Below are 15,151 nucleotides of genomic sequence, written 5' to 3'. Positions count from 1 at the left end.
GTCAGTCATCCGGCTCGCGGGAGGCTGTAGGAGGTTGGCGCGGAGCCGCTACCCAGTTCCTGTCCAGAAGGCGGCAGGCCTTCTGGATCATGCCTTCGGTGATGGGGATTTCCCGACCCTGCTCGTCGATGAGGGCGCCGCCGCTGGGCTGGCGGGAGCGCGGTCGGGTGGAATGACGCTGGGGGCTGTGCTGGTGCGGGCTCATGGTGCTCGGTCTCCCATCCGTTGATGAGCTGCACTCTGCAGTTTAGCCGGCTGACATGGTGCGAGGGGCGGCGAACCTGCCTGCTGCGCGTAGTGGCTGGCTCGGGGGAAAGGATCATGAGGCTGTGCCGGGGCAGGGTGAGTTGCTGCTGCGGCTCGTTCGTCCCCTGGAGTTCCGGCCGGTGCTCCAGGGGCCGTTTCGGTCAGCGGTATTCGCAGAGATAGGCAGTATCTGTGGCGACCTTCAGCTGGAACTTGCTGTTGGCCGGGACGGTGAACTGGCTGCCGGCCGGGAAGGTTTCCCATTGCTCGCTGCCCGGCAGCTTGACGGTCAGGGCGCCGGCGATCACGTGCATGATCTCCAGCTGGCTGGTGCCGAATTCGTATTCGCCTGCTGCCATCACGCCGATGGTGGCCGGGCCTTGGCTCATGCTGAAAGCGATGGATTTGACGGTGCCGTCGAAGTACTCGTTGACCTTGAACATGCTTGAATCCTCAGGAAAGGGTGAGAAAAGGCCCGCAAGTATGCATAAGGCGTTTTGCCGCGTCATCCGCTTTGCGCGTTGGGCAGGGCTGCCAGTGGCAGCAGGCGGGCCGTGTTGCGGGCATCTTCCAGGGCCCGGTGCTGCTGACCCTGAAAGCTCATGCCGGCAAGCTGCAGGGCGGCCTTCAGGCCGACCGCACGCTTCAGCTGGCGAGTATCGGCGAAACGCTGTTTCAGATTGATATGAGGCGCTGTCGCCAGGCTGCTGGCCAGGCCATGGCGGCGCCATTCCTGCTCCAGTTGTCGGCGGTCGTAGTCGCCCCAGCTGGTCCAGCCTGCCAGGCGTGGGCGGTGGGGGGCGAGCCAATGCTCGAACTGCTTCCAGACCATGGACAACGGGGCGGCGGTGTCGATGTCGGACTGGGCGATGTGCGTGAGTTCGCGGCAGAAGGCGGTCAGGCAGGGGCGGCGCAACGGGCGCACGAAGCGCTTGAAGTGATCCAGTTCATGGCCCTCTCTGTCCACCAGACTGGCACCGATTTCGACGATTTCCATGTCTTTCACCGGCCAGCCTCCCTCGTCTGTCGTGGCTTCCAGATCGATCACCAACCACTTGTCCATGGGCAACTCCTGAGCTCCGTGCGGGGGCGCCTGCCTTGCTGGCGGCTGTAGTGGTTCAGTGTAACCTCTTCCCGAACCCGTACCGGGCCAACGGCTGGGGACGCCGGCAACGAGCCGCATGGTTGCAGGGTCGGTCAGCTGCGAAGGTTGACCCAGGGCTTGCTGTTCAGGGTACGCAGATGGCCGTACCAGGCAAAAGTCATGAAGATGTTCGAAAGACTGAGCAGCAGCGCAGTTTGCAGTCAGACTGACATGAGACGGAACTCCGGAACAGGAGCGAGCGGGCGAATGGTCAAGAAGCGGGAGAGGATATCTGCTGGGATGGGCTTAGCGATTCGTCAGGTCCGGCGGTAGGATACTCGACTTTCCCAGGACGTTGATCGCATTGCGAGGTTCGATCATGAAATGTCGCGCGGGCTGTGGTGCCTGCTGCATTGCCCCCTCCATCAGTTCGCCGCTCCCGGGCATGCCGCTTGGCAAGCCGGCGGGCGAGCGTTGCCTGCATCTTTCCGTGGACAATCTGTGCGCCTTGTTCGACAAGCCCGAGCGGCCGGCGGTGTGTTCTGCCTTCGGGGCGGATGCGGCTGTCTGCGGCAGCAGCCGGGAGGAGGCATTACAGTTGATCGAGTGGCTGGAAGGGGAGACGGGCTGATGCAGGTCTGGGCGATGCTGGCGCTCGATGCCTGATCAACAGCTTCGGCGACAAATAAAAAAGGCTGCGTAAACGCAGCCTTTTTCCCTCCGCGGGAAAGCGCTTAGCGCTTTTCCACCGAGACGAAATCGCGCTTCTCGTAGCCGGTGTACAGCTGGCGCGGACGGCCAATCTTGTACGGACCGGAGAGCATTTCCTTCCAGTGGGAGATCCAGCCGACGGTACGTGCCAGGGCAAAGATCACGGTAAACATGCTGGTCGGAATGCCGATAGCCTTGAGGATGATGCCGGAGTAGAAGTCGACGTTCGGGTAGAGATTGCGCTCCTTGAAATAAGGATCGTTGCGCGCAATTTCTTCCAGCTTCATGGCCAGTTCCAGCTGGGGATCGTTGATGCCCAGTTCGGACAGCACTTCGTCGCAGGTCTGCTTCATGACCTTGGCGCGCGGGTCGAAGTTCTTGTAGACGCGATGGCCGAAGCCCATCAGTTTGAAGGGATCGTTCTTGTCCTTGGCCTTGGCCACGAACTTCTCGATGTTGGAAACATCGCCGATCTCGTCGAGCATGGTCAGCACGGCTTCGTTGGCGCCGCCGTGTGCCGGACCCCACAGGGCCGCGATGCCGGCAGCGATACAGGCGAACGGGTTGGCACCGGAGGAGCCGGCCAGACGCACGGTGGAGGTGGAGGCGTTCTGCTCGTGGTCCGCATGGAGGACGAAGATGCGATCCATGGCCTTGGCGACTACCGGGCTGATCGGCTTCACTTCACACGGAGTGTTGAACATCATGTGCAGGAAGTTTTCCGCGTAGTCCAGATCGTTACGCGGATACATCATCGGCTGGCCGAGGGAATACTTGTAGACCATGGCAGCCAGGGTCGGCATCTTGGCGACCAGGCGAATGGCGGAGATTTCACGATGCTGCGGATCGTTGATGTCGAGCGAGTCGTGATAGAAGGCGGAGAGGGCGCCGACGACACCGCACATGACGGCCATCGGGTGAGCATCACGACGGAAACCGTTGAAGAAGTTCTTCAGTTGTTCATGAACCATGGTGTGGTTCTTGATATTGCTGACGAACTTCGCTTTCTGATCGGCGTTCGGCAGTTCGCCGTTCAGCAGCAGATAACAAGTTTCCAGATAATCGGATTTTTCTGCGAGTTGCTCGATCGGATAACCGCGGTGCAGCAGGATGCCATTGTCACCGTCGATATAGGTAATCTTCGATTCGCAGGAGGCGGTAGACATAAAGCCAGGATCGAAGGTGAAACGGCCCGTTGAGGTCAGTCCCCGTACATCAATCACATCGGGACCGACGGTGCCGGTCAAGACGGGCAGTTCAACGGTTTTGTCCCCGATGTGCAACTGCGCTTTGTTGTCAGCCATGGGTGGCCTCCTTTTTGAGCTTTCTGCTAGGTATCTTCGGCGGGCCCCATGCGGAGCCGCCTCTATTCTATAGAGCGTCACTATAGAGGTGACGAGTCTGAAAGCAATCTGCACCAAAGTAGTAGTGGAGCGCTCGTTTCAGAACGGATTGCACGCAAAAAGAAACTATTTACGTGATTAGTGGCGATCGCGCAATCACTACTTTGTTGAGGGCGCTTGCGTTGTCATTAGTACCCTAACTGTCTATACTCGGCAACCGACCGCCAGAGGCTTTGAAGCCGCGTATTCTGGCGGTTGCCGCTCTCTGGGTGGTGGGTACCTGACCAGTGCACATCCCAACAACTTCGCCCTGCTCGCCAGGGCTCTCACAGTGAATGAAAGCCGTGAAAAGCCAACGACCTGTAAACCTAGACCTTAGGACAATCAAACTTCCTGTCACTGCTTACACGTCCATTCTTCACCGTATCTCTGGTGTCGTCCTCTTCCTGGGGATTGTCGTGCTGCTGTCCTGGCTCGACAAGTCTCTGTCGTCGGAGGAAGGCTTCGAGCAGGTGAAAGGGTATCTGGCCAGTCCGCTGGTCAAGCTGGTGGCATGGGGCCTGGTGTCTGCATTGCTGTACCACCTGGTGGCCGGCGTGCGCCATCTGATCATGGACATGGGCATCGGTGAAACGCTGGAAGGCGGCACCAAGGGCTCGAAAATCGTTATCGGCGTTTCGGTGGCGCTGATCCTGCTGTCGGGAGTTTGGATATGGTAACTAATGTCACGAATTTCTCGCGCTCGGGTCTTTACGACTGGATGGCTCAGCGTGTCTCCGCGGTCATTCTCGCGGTATACACCCTCTTCCTGCTGGGTTACCTGTTCTTCAGCTCGGATCTGACCTACGCCGACTGGCATGGCCTGTACTCCTCTACCGGCATGCGGGTCTTCAGTCTGCTGGCTCTCGTCGCGTTGAGCGTGCATGCCTGGGTTGGCATGTGGACCATCTCGACCGACTACCTGACTCCGATGGCGCTGGGCAAGCTGGCGACCGTTGTGCGTTTCCTCTTCCAGGCCGCGTGTGGCATCGCCATGTTCGCGTTTTTCGTCTGGGGTGTGCAGATTCTTTGGGGTATCTGATTCATGGCTAACATTCGTACGCTTTCCTTCGACGCAATCATCGTCGGCGGTGGTGGTGCTGGCATGCGTGCTGCCCTGCAGCTGGCTCAGGGCGGTCACAAGACTGCAGTAGTCACCAAGGTATTTCCGACCCGTTCGCACACCGTGTCCGCCCAGGGCGGCATCACCTGCGCCATCGCCTCGGCCGACCCGAACGACGATTGGCGCTGGCACATGTACGACACCGTCAAGGGCTCCGACTACATCGGTGACCAGGACGCCATCGAATACATGTGCTCGGTCGGCCCCGAAGCCGTATTCGAACTCGAGCACATGGGCCTGCCGTTCTCCCGTACCGAAACCGGCCGCATCTATCAGCGTCCGTTCGGTGGCCAGTCCAAGGACTATGGCAACGGCGGCCAGGCTGCCCGTACCTGCGCTGCTGCCGACCGTACCGGTCACGCACTGCTGCACACCCTGTATCAGGGCAACCTGAAGAACAACACCACTTTCCTCAACGAGTGGTACGCAGTCGATCTGGTGAAGAACCAGGACGGCGCCGTGGTCGGCATCATCGCCATCTGCATCGAAACCGGCGAAACCGTCTACATCCGCTGCAAGGCCGTGGTTCTGGCCACCGGCGGTGCCGGTCGCATCTACGCCTCGACTACCAACGCCCTGATCAACACCGGTGACGGCGTGGGCATGGCCCTGCGTGCCGGCGTGCCGGTTCAGGACATCGAGATGTGGCAGTTCCACCCGACCGGCATCGCCGGTGCCGGTGTGCTGGTGACCGAGGGTTGCCGTGGCGAGGGTGGCTACCTGATCAACAAGCACGGCGAGCGCTTCATGGAGCGTTATGCTCCGAACGCCAAGGACCTGGCCGGCCGCGACGTGGTGGCGCGCTCCATGGTCAAGGAAATCATCGCCGGCAACGGCTGTGGTCCGGATGGCGACCACGTGCTGCTGAAACTCGACCACCTCGGCGAGGAAGTACTGCACAGCCGTCTGCCCGGCATCTGCGAACTGTCCAAGACTTTCGCCCATGTCGACCCGGTGACCGCTCCGGTTCCGGTCGTGCCGACCTGCCACTACATGATGGGTGGCGTGGCCACCAACATCCATGGTCAGGCCATCACCCAGGACGCCAACGGCAACGACAAGATCATCGAAGGCCTGTTCGCCGTGGGCGAAGTGGCATGCGTATCCGTGCACGGCGCCAACCGCCTGGGCGGCAACTCGCTGCTCGACCTGGTTGTGTTCGGCCGCGCCGCCGGTCTGCACCTGGAGAAGGCGCTCAAGGAAGGCATCGAATACCGCGGTGCTTCCGAGTCCGACCTCGACGAGTCGCTCAAGCGCCTGTCCGGCGTGAACGAGCGCAGCAGCGGCGAAGAAGTCGCTCCCCTGCGCAAAGAGCTGCAGAACTGCATGCAGAACTACTTCGGCGTGTTCCGTACCGGCGAATACATGCAGAAGGGTATCGCCCAACTGGCCGAACTGCGCGAGCGCGTCGCTCAGGTCAAGATCAACGACAAGAGCCAGGCGTTCAACACCGACCGCATCGAGGCGCTCGAGCTGCAGAACCTGCTCGAAGTGGCCGAGGCCACCGCGATCGCTGCGGAAACCCGCAAGGAGTCCCGTGGTGCCCACGCCCGTGAGGACTTCGAGGAGCGTGACGACAAGGAATGGCTGTGCCACACCCTGTATTTCCCGGGTGAGAAGCGCGTGGCCAAGCGTGCCGTCAACTTCGCGCCGAAGACCGTTCCGGCGTTTGAACCCAAAGTGCGTACCTATTAAGGGTTATCGATATGTCGCTGCCCAAGACATTGCAAGTTAGCGTTTATCGCTACAATCCGGAGCAGGACTCTGCTCCCTACATGCAGAATCTGAACGTCGACATCGATGGCAAGGACCTGATGGTTCTCGATGTCCTGGCCCTTATCAAAGAGGGTGACAGCAGCTTCTCCTACCGTCGCTCCTGCCGTGAAGGCGTCTGCGGTTCCGACGGCATGAACATGAACGGCAAGAACGGCCTGGCCTGCATCACCCCGCTGTCCAGCACGGTGACCGACGGCAAGCTGGTGATTCGCCCGCTGCCCGGCCTGCCGATCATCCGCGACCTGGTCGTGGACATGAGCATCTTCTACAAGCAGTACGAGAAGGTGCAGCCCTACCTGCAAAACAATACTCCCGCCCCGGCCATCGAGCGTCTGCAGAGCCCGGAAGAGCGCGAGAAGCTGGACGGTCTCTACGAGTGCATCCTGTGCGCTTGCTGCTCGACCTCCTGTCCGTCCTTCTGGTGGAACCCGGACAAGTTCCTCGGTCCCGCTGCACTGCTGCAGGCCTATCGCTTCCTGGCCGACAGCCGTGACACCAAGACCCAAGAGCGTCTGGCTGCCATGGATGACCCGTTCAGCGTATTCCGTTGCCGCGGCATCATGAACTGCGTGTATGTCTGCCCGAAAGGCCTGAACCCGACCAAGGCCATCGGTCACGTGCGCGACATGCTGCTGCGTAGCGGTACCTGATCGGCTCTTGGCAACACCGTATACCTGTGGCGTCGGGAGCGATCCTGGCGTCGCAGGCAAAGCTGGATCCGCAGCTCATGAAGCCGCGCTCCTATGAAGAATTTGACTAGCAGGGGCATCCGGGCAAATGTCCGGACTATCTGTGGGATCCGTAGTGGCTTTACCAAAGTCGCTGCTCCATGACTTTGGATCGACCATGTGCGGCTCGCGCCGGTGGTGTCCCCTCACAAGGGTGACCAAGCATGCAAGATAGCGTTATGCAGCGCATGTGGAACAGTGCCCACCTTTCCGGTGGAAATGCTGCTTATGTGGAAGAGCTCTACGAGCTCTACCTCCACGACCCCAATGCTGTGCCCGAAGAGTGGCGCACCTACTTCGAGAAACTGCCCGCCGACGCCGGTATCTCCACTGACGTTCCGCACGCTCCGGTCCGTGACCAGTTCGTCTTGCTGGCGAAAAATCAGCGTCGCGCACAGCCGGTCGCAACCTCCAGCGTAAGCACCGAACACGAGAAGAAGCAGGTCGAAGTCCTGCGTCTGATCCAGGCCTATCGCACGCGCGGCCATCAGGCTTCGCAACTTGACCCGCTCGGTCTGTGGGAGCGCACTGCGCCTTCCGACCTGTCGATCACCCATTACGGGCTGACCAACGCCGATCTGGATACCACCTTCCGTACCGGTGAACTCTACATCGGCAAGGAAGAGGCGACCCTACGCGAAATTCTGCAGGCGTTGCAGGAGACATATTGCCGCACTATCGGCGCAGAGTTCACGCATATCGTCGATTCTGAGCAGCGCAACTGGTTCGCCCAGCGCCTGGAAAGCGTGCGCGGTCGTCCGGTGTTCTCCCGCGAGGTGAAGAGCCACCTGCTCGAGCGTCTGACCGCTGCCGAAGGCCTGGAGAAGTACCTGGGCACCAAGTACCCGGGCACCAAGCGTTTTGGTCTGGAAGGCGGCGAGAGCCTGGTTCCGGTTGTCGACGAGATCATCCAGCGCTCCGGCTCCTACGGCACCAAGGAAGTCGTCATCGGCATGGCCCACCGCGGCCGTCTGAATCTGCTGGTCAATGCGCTGGGCAAGAACCCGCGCGACCTGTTCGATGAGTTCGAAGGCAAGAAGCTGGTCGAGCTGGGCTCCGGTGACGTGAAGTACCACCAGGGCTTCTCCTCCAACGTGATGACTCCGGGTGGCGAAGTGCACCTGGCCATGGCGTTCAACCCGTCGCACCTGGAAATCGTCTCCCCGGTGGTCGAGGGCTCCGTACGCGCCCGTCAGGACCGTCGCGGCGACACCACCGGCGGCCAGGTGGTACCGATCTCCATCCATGGTGACTCGGCCTTCGCTGGCCAGGGCGTGGTGATGGAAACCTTCCAGATGTCGCAGATCCGCGGCTACAAGACGGGCGGTACCATCCACATCGTGGTCAACAACCAGGTTGGCTTCACCACCAGCAACCCGGCCGACACCCGCTCCACCGAGTACTGCACCGATCCGGCGAAGATGATTCAGGCGCCGGTTCTGCACGTCAACGGTGACGATCCGGAGGCCGTGCTGTTCGTGACCCAACTGGCCGTCGACTACCGCATGCAGTTCAAGCGCGACGTGGTTATCGACCTGGTCTGCTACCGTCGTCGCGGTCACAACGAGGCCGACGAGCCGAGCGGCACCCAGCCGTTGATGTACAAGCAGATCGCCAAGCAGCGTACCACCCGCGAGCTGTACGCCGACGCCCTGGTCAAGGAAGGCAGCCTGAGCCAGGAAGAAGTCCAGGCCAAGGGTGACGAGTACCGTACTGCGCTGGACAACAGTCAGCACGTGCTCAAGAGCCTGGTCAAGGAGCCGAACACCGAGCTGTTCGTCGACTGGACCCCGTACCTGGGCCACGCCTGGACTGCCCGCCACGACACCAGCTTCGACCTGAAGACCCTGCAGGAGCTGAACGCCAAACTGCTGCAGATCCCGGAAGGTTTCGTGGTCCAGCGCCAGGTCGCCAAGATCCTCGAGGATCGCGACCGTATGGGCGTCGGCGCCATGCCGATCAACTGGGGCTGCGCCGAGACTCTGGCCTACGCCACCCTGCTGAAGGAAGGCCATCCGGTGCGTATCACCGGCCAGGACGTCGGTCGCGGTACCTTCTCGCACCGTCATGCTGCGCTGCACAGCCAGAAGGATGCCAGCCGCTACATCGCGCTGCAGAATCTTTACGAGGGGCAGCCGACGTTCGATCTGTACGACTCCTTCCTCTCGGAAGAGGCCGTGCTGGCCTTTGAATACGGCTACGCCACTACCACGCCGAACGCGTTGGTGATCTGGGAAGCCCAGTTCGGCGACTTCGCCAACGGCGCCCAGGTGGTGATCGACCAGTTCATCAGCAGCGGCGAGACCAAGTGGGGCCGTCTGTGCAGTCTGACCATGCTGCTGCCGCACGGCTACGAAGGCCAGGGGCCGGAGCACTCCTCCGCCCGTCTGGAGCGCTACCTGCAGCTGTGCGCCGAGCAGAACATCCAGGTCTGCGTGCCGACCACCCCGGCGCAGGTCTACCACATGCTGCGTCGCCAGGTGATCCGCCCGCTGCGCAAGCCGCTGGTGGTCCTGACGCCGAAGTCGCTGCTGCGCCACAAGTCGGCGATCTCCACCTTGGAAGACCTGGCTCACGGCTCCTTCCATCCGGTTCTGCCGGAGGTCGACAGCCTCGATCCGAAGAAGGTCGAGCGTCTGGTCATGTGCAGCGGCAAGGTCTACTACGACCTGCTGGACAAGCGTCGTGCCGAGGGTCGCGAGGACATCGCCATCGTCCGCATCGAGCAGCTCTATCCGTTCCCGGAAGAGGAGCTGGCCGAGGTCATGGCGCCCTACACCAACCTCAAGCACGTGGTCTGGTGTCAGGAAGAGCCGATGAACCAGGGTGCCTGGTATTGCAGCCAGCATCACATGCGTCGTGTCGCCAGCGCGCATCAGAAGGACCTGCTCCTTCAGTATGCCGGTCGCGAAGCCTCGGCCGCCCCGGCTTGCGGTTACGCGTCGATGCATGCCGAGCAGCAGGAAAAACTGCTGCAGGATGCTTTCACTGTTTAACGCCTTCTCGCAGAAGCAACGAATCAATAGGAACTTTAGATAATGGCTATCGATATCAAAGCCCCGACTTTCCCGGAATCGATCGCGGACGGCACCGTCGCCACCTGGCACAAGAAGCCCGGCGAAGCTGTCAAGCGTGACGAGCTGATCGTCGACATCGAGACCGACAAGGTCGTGATGGAAGTGCTTGCTGAAGCGGACGGCGTGATTGCCGAGATCGTCAAGAACGAAGGCGACACCGTGCTCAGCGGCGAGCTGCTCGGCAAGCTGACCGAAGGCGGTGCTGCCACTGCCGCTCCGGCTGCTGCTCCGGCTCCGGCCGCCGCTGCTCCGGCCGCTGCCGCTCCGGCCGCTGCCGAGGCGCCGATCCTGTCCCCGGCTGCCCGCAAGATCGCCGAGGAAAACGCCCTCGCTGCCGACAGCATCACCGGCACCGGCAAGGGCGGTCGCGTCACCAAGGAAGACGCGGTCGCTGCCGTGGAGGCCAAGAAGTCCGCTCCCGCCGGCCAGCCGGCTGCCGCCGCCGCTGCTCCGCTGTTCGCCGCCGGCGATCGCGTCGAGAAGCGCGTGCCGATGACCCGCCTGCGTGCCAAGGTCGCCGAGCGTCTGGTCGAGGCCCAGTCCTCCATGGCCATGCTGACTACCTTCAACGAAGTCAACATGAAGCCGGTCATGGAACTGCGCGCCAAGTACAAGGACCTGTTCGAGAAGACCCACAATGGCGTGCGCCTGGGCTTCATGTCCTTCTTCGTCAAGGCCGCTGTCGAGGCCCTGAAGCGCCAGCCGGGCGTCAATGCCTCCATCGACGGTAACGACATTGTCTACCACGGCTACCAAGATATCGGCGTGGCCGTGTCCAGCGATCGTGGCCTGGTGGTGCCGGTCCTGCGCAACGCCGAGTTCATGAGCCTGGCGGAAATCGAAGGCGGCATCAACGAGTTCGGCAAGAAGGCCAAGGCCGGCAAGCTGACCATCGAGGAAATGACCGGCGGTACCTTCACCATCTCCAACGGTGGTGTGTTCGGCTCCCTGCTGTCGACCCCGATCGTCAACCCGCCGCAGACCGCCATCCTCGGCATGCACAAGATCCAGGAGCGCCCGATGGCCGTCAACGGCCAGGTGGTCATCCTGCCGATGATGTACCTCGCCCTGTCCTACGATCACCGTCTGATCGATGGCAAGGAAGCCGTTACCTTCCTGGTGACCATGAAGGATCTCCTGGAAGACCCGGCTCGCCTGCTGCTGGATATCTGATCTAAGACCGCAAGCTGCCCGCACGTGCCTCCGAGGAGGCTCGTGCTGGCGGCTTTACGCCGCTTTAAAGAAGAGGATTCGCTATGAGCCAGAAGTTCGACGTGATTGTGATTGGTGCAGGCCCCGGCGGCTACGTGGCGGCCATCAAGGCTGCCCAGCTCGGCCTCAAGACTGCCGTGATCGAGAAGTACAAGGGCAAGGAAGGCAAGCTTGCGCTGGGCGGCACCTGCCTGAACGTGGGCTGCATTCCCTCCAAGGCCCTGCTGGACAGCTCCTACAAGTTCCACGAGGCACACGAGAGCTTCAAGCTCCACGGCATCAGCACTGGCGAAGTCGCCATGGACGTGCCGACCATGGTCGCCCGTAAAGACCAGATCGTGAAGAACCTCACTGGTGGTGTCGCCTCGCTGATCAAGGCCAACGGCGTCACCCTGTTCGAAGGTCATGGCAAGCTGCTGGCCGGCAAGAAGGTCGAGATCACCGCGGCCGACGGCAGCACCCAGGTGCTCGATGCCGAGAACGTCATTCTCGCCTCCGGCTCCAAGCCGGTGGAAATCCCGCCGGCTCCGGTCGACCAGGACGTGATTGTCGACTCCACCGGCGCCCTGGACTTCCAGAGCGTTCCGGGCAAACTCGGCGTGATCGGTGCAGGCGTGATCGGTCTGGAGCTGAGCTCGGTCTGGGCCCGCCTGGGTACCGAAGTGACCGTGCTGGAAGCCATGGACAAGTTCCTCCCGGCCGTTGACGAGCAGGTTGCCAAGGAAGCCCAGAAGATTCTCACCAAGCAGGGTCTGAAGATCCTGCTGGGCGCCCGCGTCATCGGCACCGAGGTCAAGGGCAAGCAGGTCACCGTCAAGTTCACCGATGCCGAAGGCGAGAAGTCGCTGACCTTCGACAAGCTGATCGTCGCGGTCGGCCGTCGTCCGGTGACCACCGATCTGCTGGCTGCCGACAGCGGCGTGACCATGGACGAGCGTGGCTTCATCTATGTCGACGACTACTGCGCGACCAGCGTGCCGGGCGTCTACGCCATCGGTGACGTGGTGCGCGGTGCGATGCTGGCCCACAAGGCTTCGGAAGAGGGCGTGATGGTCGCCGAGCGCATCGCCGGCCACAAGGCCCAGATGAACTACGATCTGATTCCGGCGGTGATCTATACCCACCCGGAAATCGCCACCGTGGGCAAGACCGAGCAAGCCCTGAAGGCCGAGGGCGTGGCTGTGAACGTCGGTGTCTTCCCGTTCGCCGCCAGCGGCCGCGCCATGGCTGCCAACGACACCGCCGGCTTCGTCAAGGTCATCGCCGATGCCAAGACCGACCGCGTGCTGGGCGTTCACGTGATTGGCCCGAGCGCCGCCGAACTGGTCCAGCAGGGTGCCATCGCCATGGAGTTCGGCAGCAGTGCCGAAGACCTCGGCATGATGGTCTTCTCGCACCCGGCCCTGTCCGAGGCGCTGCATGAGGCTGCCCTGGCGGTCAGCGGACATGCAATTCACATTGCCAACCGCAAGAAGTAATCAAGTAACAAGGCAACACCACGCGGCAGACAATCCGCTGCAGCTCTTGCCAGCTGCAGCGGAGCGTCTGCCGCGCTGTTTTCACTGGTATGGTATGGTCATGATTACCGTGGCAGCATGGGGCAGGAACCCTGCTGTGCAAGGACAGCCCATAAAAACCAGAACGGTAAACAGACATGAATCTCCATGAATATCAGGGCAAGCAGCTTTTTGCCGAATATGGTTTACCCGTATCCCGAGGCTTTGCCGCCGAGACCCCCGAGCAAGCGGCAGAAGCCTGCGACAAAATCGGTGGCAGCAGCTGGGTGGTGAAGGCCCAGGTGCATGCCGGTGGTCGTGGCAAGGCCGGCGGCGTCCGGCTGGTCAAGAGCCGGGAGGAGGCGAGGGACTTCGCCGTTAGCTGGCTGGGCAAGCGACTGGTGACCTATCAGACCGATGCCACCGGACAACCGGTCGGCAAGATCCTGGTCGAGGCGTGCACCGAGATAGAGCGGGAGCTTTACCTGGGGGCAGTGATCGACCGCTCCAGCCGCCGCATCGTCTTCATGGCCTCGACCGAGGGTGGGGTGAACATCGAAAAGGTCGCCCACGACACGCCCGAGAAGATCCTCAAGGCCACCATCGACCCCCTGCTCGGCGCCCAGCCGTTCCAGGCCCGTGAGCTGGCTTTCCAGCTGGGCCTCGAGGGTGACCAGCTCAAGCAGTTCACCCACATTTTCATTGGCCTCGCCAAGCTGTTCCAGGAGCACGACCTGGCTCTGGTAGAGGTGAACCCGCTGGTGATCCAGAAGGACGGCAATCTCCTCTGTCTGGATGCCAAGATCAATCTCGACAGCAACGCCTTGTTCCGCCAGCCCAGGCTGCGTGCGATGCACGACCCGTCCCAGGACGATCCCCGCGAGGTGCATGCGGCGAAGTGGGAGCTGAACTACGTGGCCCTCGAGGGCAACATCGGCTGCATGGTCAACGGCGCCGGCCTGGCCATGGGCACCATGGACATCGTCAACCTCCATGGCGGCAAACCGGCCAACTTCCTCGACGTCGGCGGCGGTGCGACCAAGGAGCGGGTGACCGAGGCGTTCAAGATCATTCTCTCCGACGCCAACGTGAAGGCCGTACTGGTCAACATCTTCGGCGGCATCGTGCGCTGCGACATGATCGCCGAGGGCATCATCGGCGCGGTCCGCGAGGTAGGTGTCAAGGTGCCGGTGGTCGTCCGCCTGGAGGGCAACAACGCCGAGCTGGGCGCCGAGACACTGGCGCACAGCGGTCTGAACATCATTGCGGCCAGCAGCCTGACCGATGCGGCAGTGCAGGTAGTCAAGGCAGCGGAGGGCAATCCATGAGCATCCTGGTCAACAAGGACACCAAGGTCATCTGCCAGGGTTTCACCGGCAGCCAGGGGACCTTCCACAGCGAGCAGGCCATGGCCTACGGCACCCGCATAGTCGGCGGCGTGACCCCGGGCAAGGGCGGCACCATCCATCTCGGTCTGCCGGTATTCAACACGGTTCGGGAAGCCGTGGCGGCCACTGGCGCCGACGCCTCGGTGATCTACGTGCCGGCGCCGTTCTGCAAGGACTCCATCCTCGAGGCGGCCTTCGCCGGCATCCGGTTGATCGTCTGCATCACCGAAGGCGTGCCGACCCTCGACATGCTGCAGGTCAAGCTCAAGTGCGACGAGCTGGGCGTGCGGTTGATCGGCCCCAACTGCCCGGGTGTGATCACCCCCGGCGAGTGCAAGATAGGCATCCAGCCGGGCAACATCCACCTGCCGGGCAAAGTCGGCATCGTGTCCCGCTCAGGGACCCTGACCTACGAGGCGGTGAAGCAGACCACCGACGCCGGTTTCGGCCAGTCCACCTGCGTGGGCATCGGCGGCGATCCGATCCCGGGCTCCAGCTTCATCGACATCCTCCGCCTGTTCCAGGACGATCCGCAGACCGAAGCCATCGTGATGATCGGCGAGATCGGCGGCAGCGCCGAGGAGGAGGCGGCGGCCTACATCAAGGCGAACATCACCAAGCCGGTGGTTTCCTACATTGCCGGCGTCACCGCGCCGTCCGGCAAGCGCATGGGGCATGCCGGCGCGATCATCTCCGGCGGCAAGGGCACCGCGGACGAAAAGTTCGCCGCCCTGCAGGATGCCGGCGTGAAGACCGTGCGCTCCCTGGCGGATATCGGCAAGGCCCTGGCCGAGCTGACCGGCTGGGAAATGCAGCACTCCTGAAACCATCGGCGTTTCTTGCAGGAAAATGCCAGTCGGTTCCGCCGACTGGCATTTTTTCGTTGTACGGGTAAAGTGACGGGCTTCTCGCGTCGCGGCATTCCGAT

At 62.1% G+C, this 15,151-nt stretch carries 14 protein-coding genes and 1 pseudogene; 10 read left to right on the top strand and 5 right to left on the bottom strand.

The genetic code is table 11. The features are described 5' to 3' along the window. Nucleotide 1: 1 nt before the first annotated feature. The 4 genes and pseudogenes from EV691_RS00405 to EV691_RS23680 all read right to left on the bottom strand — a co-directional run. A complete protein-coding gene (locus tag EV691_RS00405; RefSeq protein ID WP_131298035.1) occupies nucleotides 2–205 on the bottom strand; it encodes a PA1571 family protein in 204 nt (67 codons plus the stop codon). A 202-nt stretch (nucleotides 206–407) separates the two neighbouring features. After that, the gene (gene ppnP, locus EV691_RS00400) at nucleotides 408–689 is read right to left on the bottom strand and encodes a pyrimidine/purine nucleoside phosphorylase (protein ID WP_089168347.1); all 282 of its coding nucleotides are present in this window, start codon (nucleotides 687–689) and stop codon (nucleotides 408–410) included. A gap of 62 nt (nucleotides 690–751) precedes the next feature. Then, nucleotides 752–1,309: a 3'-5' exonuclease gene (locus EV691_RS00395; protein ID WP_131298037.1), complete on the bottom strand. Its 558-nt coding sequence runs from the start codon at nucleotides 1,307–1,309 to the stop codon at nucleotides 752–754. Between the two features lie 149 nt (nucleotides 1,310–1,458). Next, nucleotides 1,459–1,551 (bottom strand): annotated as a pseudogene (locus EV691_RS23680) (DMT family protein); the annotation flags it as partial. 158 nt (nucleotides 1,552–1,709) lie between these two features. Between EV691_RS23680 and EV691_RS00385 the strand changes: the two are divergent. Beyond that, nucleotides 1,710–1,961, top strand: coding sequence for a YkgJ family cysteine cluster protein (locus EV691_RS00385; protein ID WP_089168345.1), 252 nt, complete (start codon nucleotides 1,710–1,712; stop codon nucleotides 1,959–1,961). A gap of 103 nt (nucleotides 1,962–2,064) precedes the next feature. Here the strand turns inward: EV691_RS00385 and gltA are convergent, their stop codons facing one another. Then, nucleotides 2,065–3,345 (bottom strand): citrate synthase, encoded by a 1,281-nt coding sequence (gene gltA, locus EV691_RS00380; protein ID WP_131298039.1) that lies wholly within the window; start codon nucleotides 3,343–3,345, stop codon nucleotides 2,065–2,067. Between the two features lie 374 nt (nucleotides 3,346–3,719). Between gltA and sdhC the strand changes: the two genes are divergently transcribed. From sdhC to sucD, 9 genes are all read left to right on the top strand, one after another. Further along, nucleotides 3,720–4,103, top strand: coding sequence for a succinate dehydrogenase, cytochrome b556 subunit (gene sdhC, locus EV691_RS00375; protein ID WP_169531105.1), 384 nt, complete (start codon nucleotides 3,720–3,722; stop codon nucleotides 4,101–4,103). After that, complete coding sequence (gene sdhD / locus EV691_RS00370; RefSeq protein ID WP_039803699.1) at nucleotides 4,097–4,465, top strand: succinate dehydrogenase, hydrophobic membrane anchor protein; 369 nt, start codon at nucleotides 4,097–4,099, stop codon at nucleotides 4,463–4,465. The genes sdhC and sdhD overlap by 7 nt, the downstream gene beginning before the upstream one ends. Nucleotides 4,466–4,468: 3 nt before the next feature. Then, nucleotides 4,469–6,241: a succinate dehydrogenase flavoprotein subunit gene (gene sdhA, locus EV691_RS00365; RefSeq protein WP_039803701.1), complete on the top strand. Its 1,773-nt coding sequence runs from the start codon at nucleotides 4,469–4,471 to the stop codon at nucleotides 6,239–6,241. Nucleotides 6,242–6,252: 11 nt separating this feature from the next. After that, nucleotides 6,253–6,972, top strand: coding sequence for a succinate dehydrogenase iron-sulfur subunit (locus tag EV691_RS00360; RefSeq protein WP_039803703.1), 720 nt, complete (start codon nucleotides 6,253–6,255; stop codon nucleotides 6,970–6,972). A 242-nt stretch (nucleotides 6,973–7,214) separates the two neighbouring features. Continuing rightward, nucleotides 7,215–10,046, top strand: coding sequence for a 2-oxoglutarate dehydrogenase E1 component (locus EV691_RS00355; protein WP_039803705.1), 2,832 nt, complete (start codon nucleotides 7,215–7,217; stop codon nucleotides 10,044–10,046). A gap of 42 nt (nucleotides 10,047–10,088) precedes the next feature. Then, on the top strand, nucleotides 10,089–11,300 hold the full coding sequence (gene sucB / locus EV691_RS00350) for a dihydrolipoyllysine-residue succinyltransferase (RefSeq protein WP_131298041.1): 1,212 nt from the start codon (nucleotides 10,089–10,091) through the stop codon (nucleotides 11,298–11,300). A gap of 83 nt (nucleotides 11,301–11,383) precedes the next feature. Further along, a complete protein-coding gene (gene lpdA, locus EV691_RS00345; RefSeq protein WP_131298043.1) occupies nucleotides 11,384–12,817 on the top strand; it encodes a dihydrolipoyl dehydrogenase in 1,434 nt (477 codons plus the stop codon). Nucleotides 12,818–12,993: 176 nt separating this feature from the next. Beyond that, nucleotides 12,994–14,163 carry an ADP-forming succinate--CoA ligase subunit beta gene (gene sucC / locus EV691_RS00340; RefSeq protein ID WP_131298045.1) on the top strand — a complete coding sequence of 390 codons (1,170 nt, stop codon included), beginning with the start codon at nucleotides 12,994–12,996 and terminating at the stop codon, nucleotides 14,161–14,163. Beyond that, entirely contained in the window at nucleotides 14,160–15,047 is an 888-nt protein-coding gene (sucD, locus tag EV691_RS00335; RefSeq protein ID WP_131298046.1) for a succinate--CoA ligase subunit alpha, read from the top strand. The genes sucC and sucD overlap by 4 nt, the downstream gene beginning before the upstream one ends. The last annotated feature ends 104 nt before the right edge of the window (nucleotides 15,048–15,151 follow it).

This window comes from Azotobacter chroococcum (assembly GCF_004339665.1).
Classification (GTDB): Bacteria; Pseudomonadota; Gammaproteobacteria; order Pseudomonadales; family Pseudomonadaceae; genus Azotobacter; species Azotobacter chroococcum.
The sequence above is the reverse complement of the archived record's forward strand: the minus strand, read 5'-3'. Positions and strand labels throughout refer to the sequence as shown.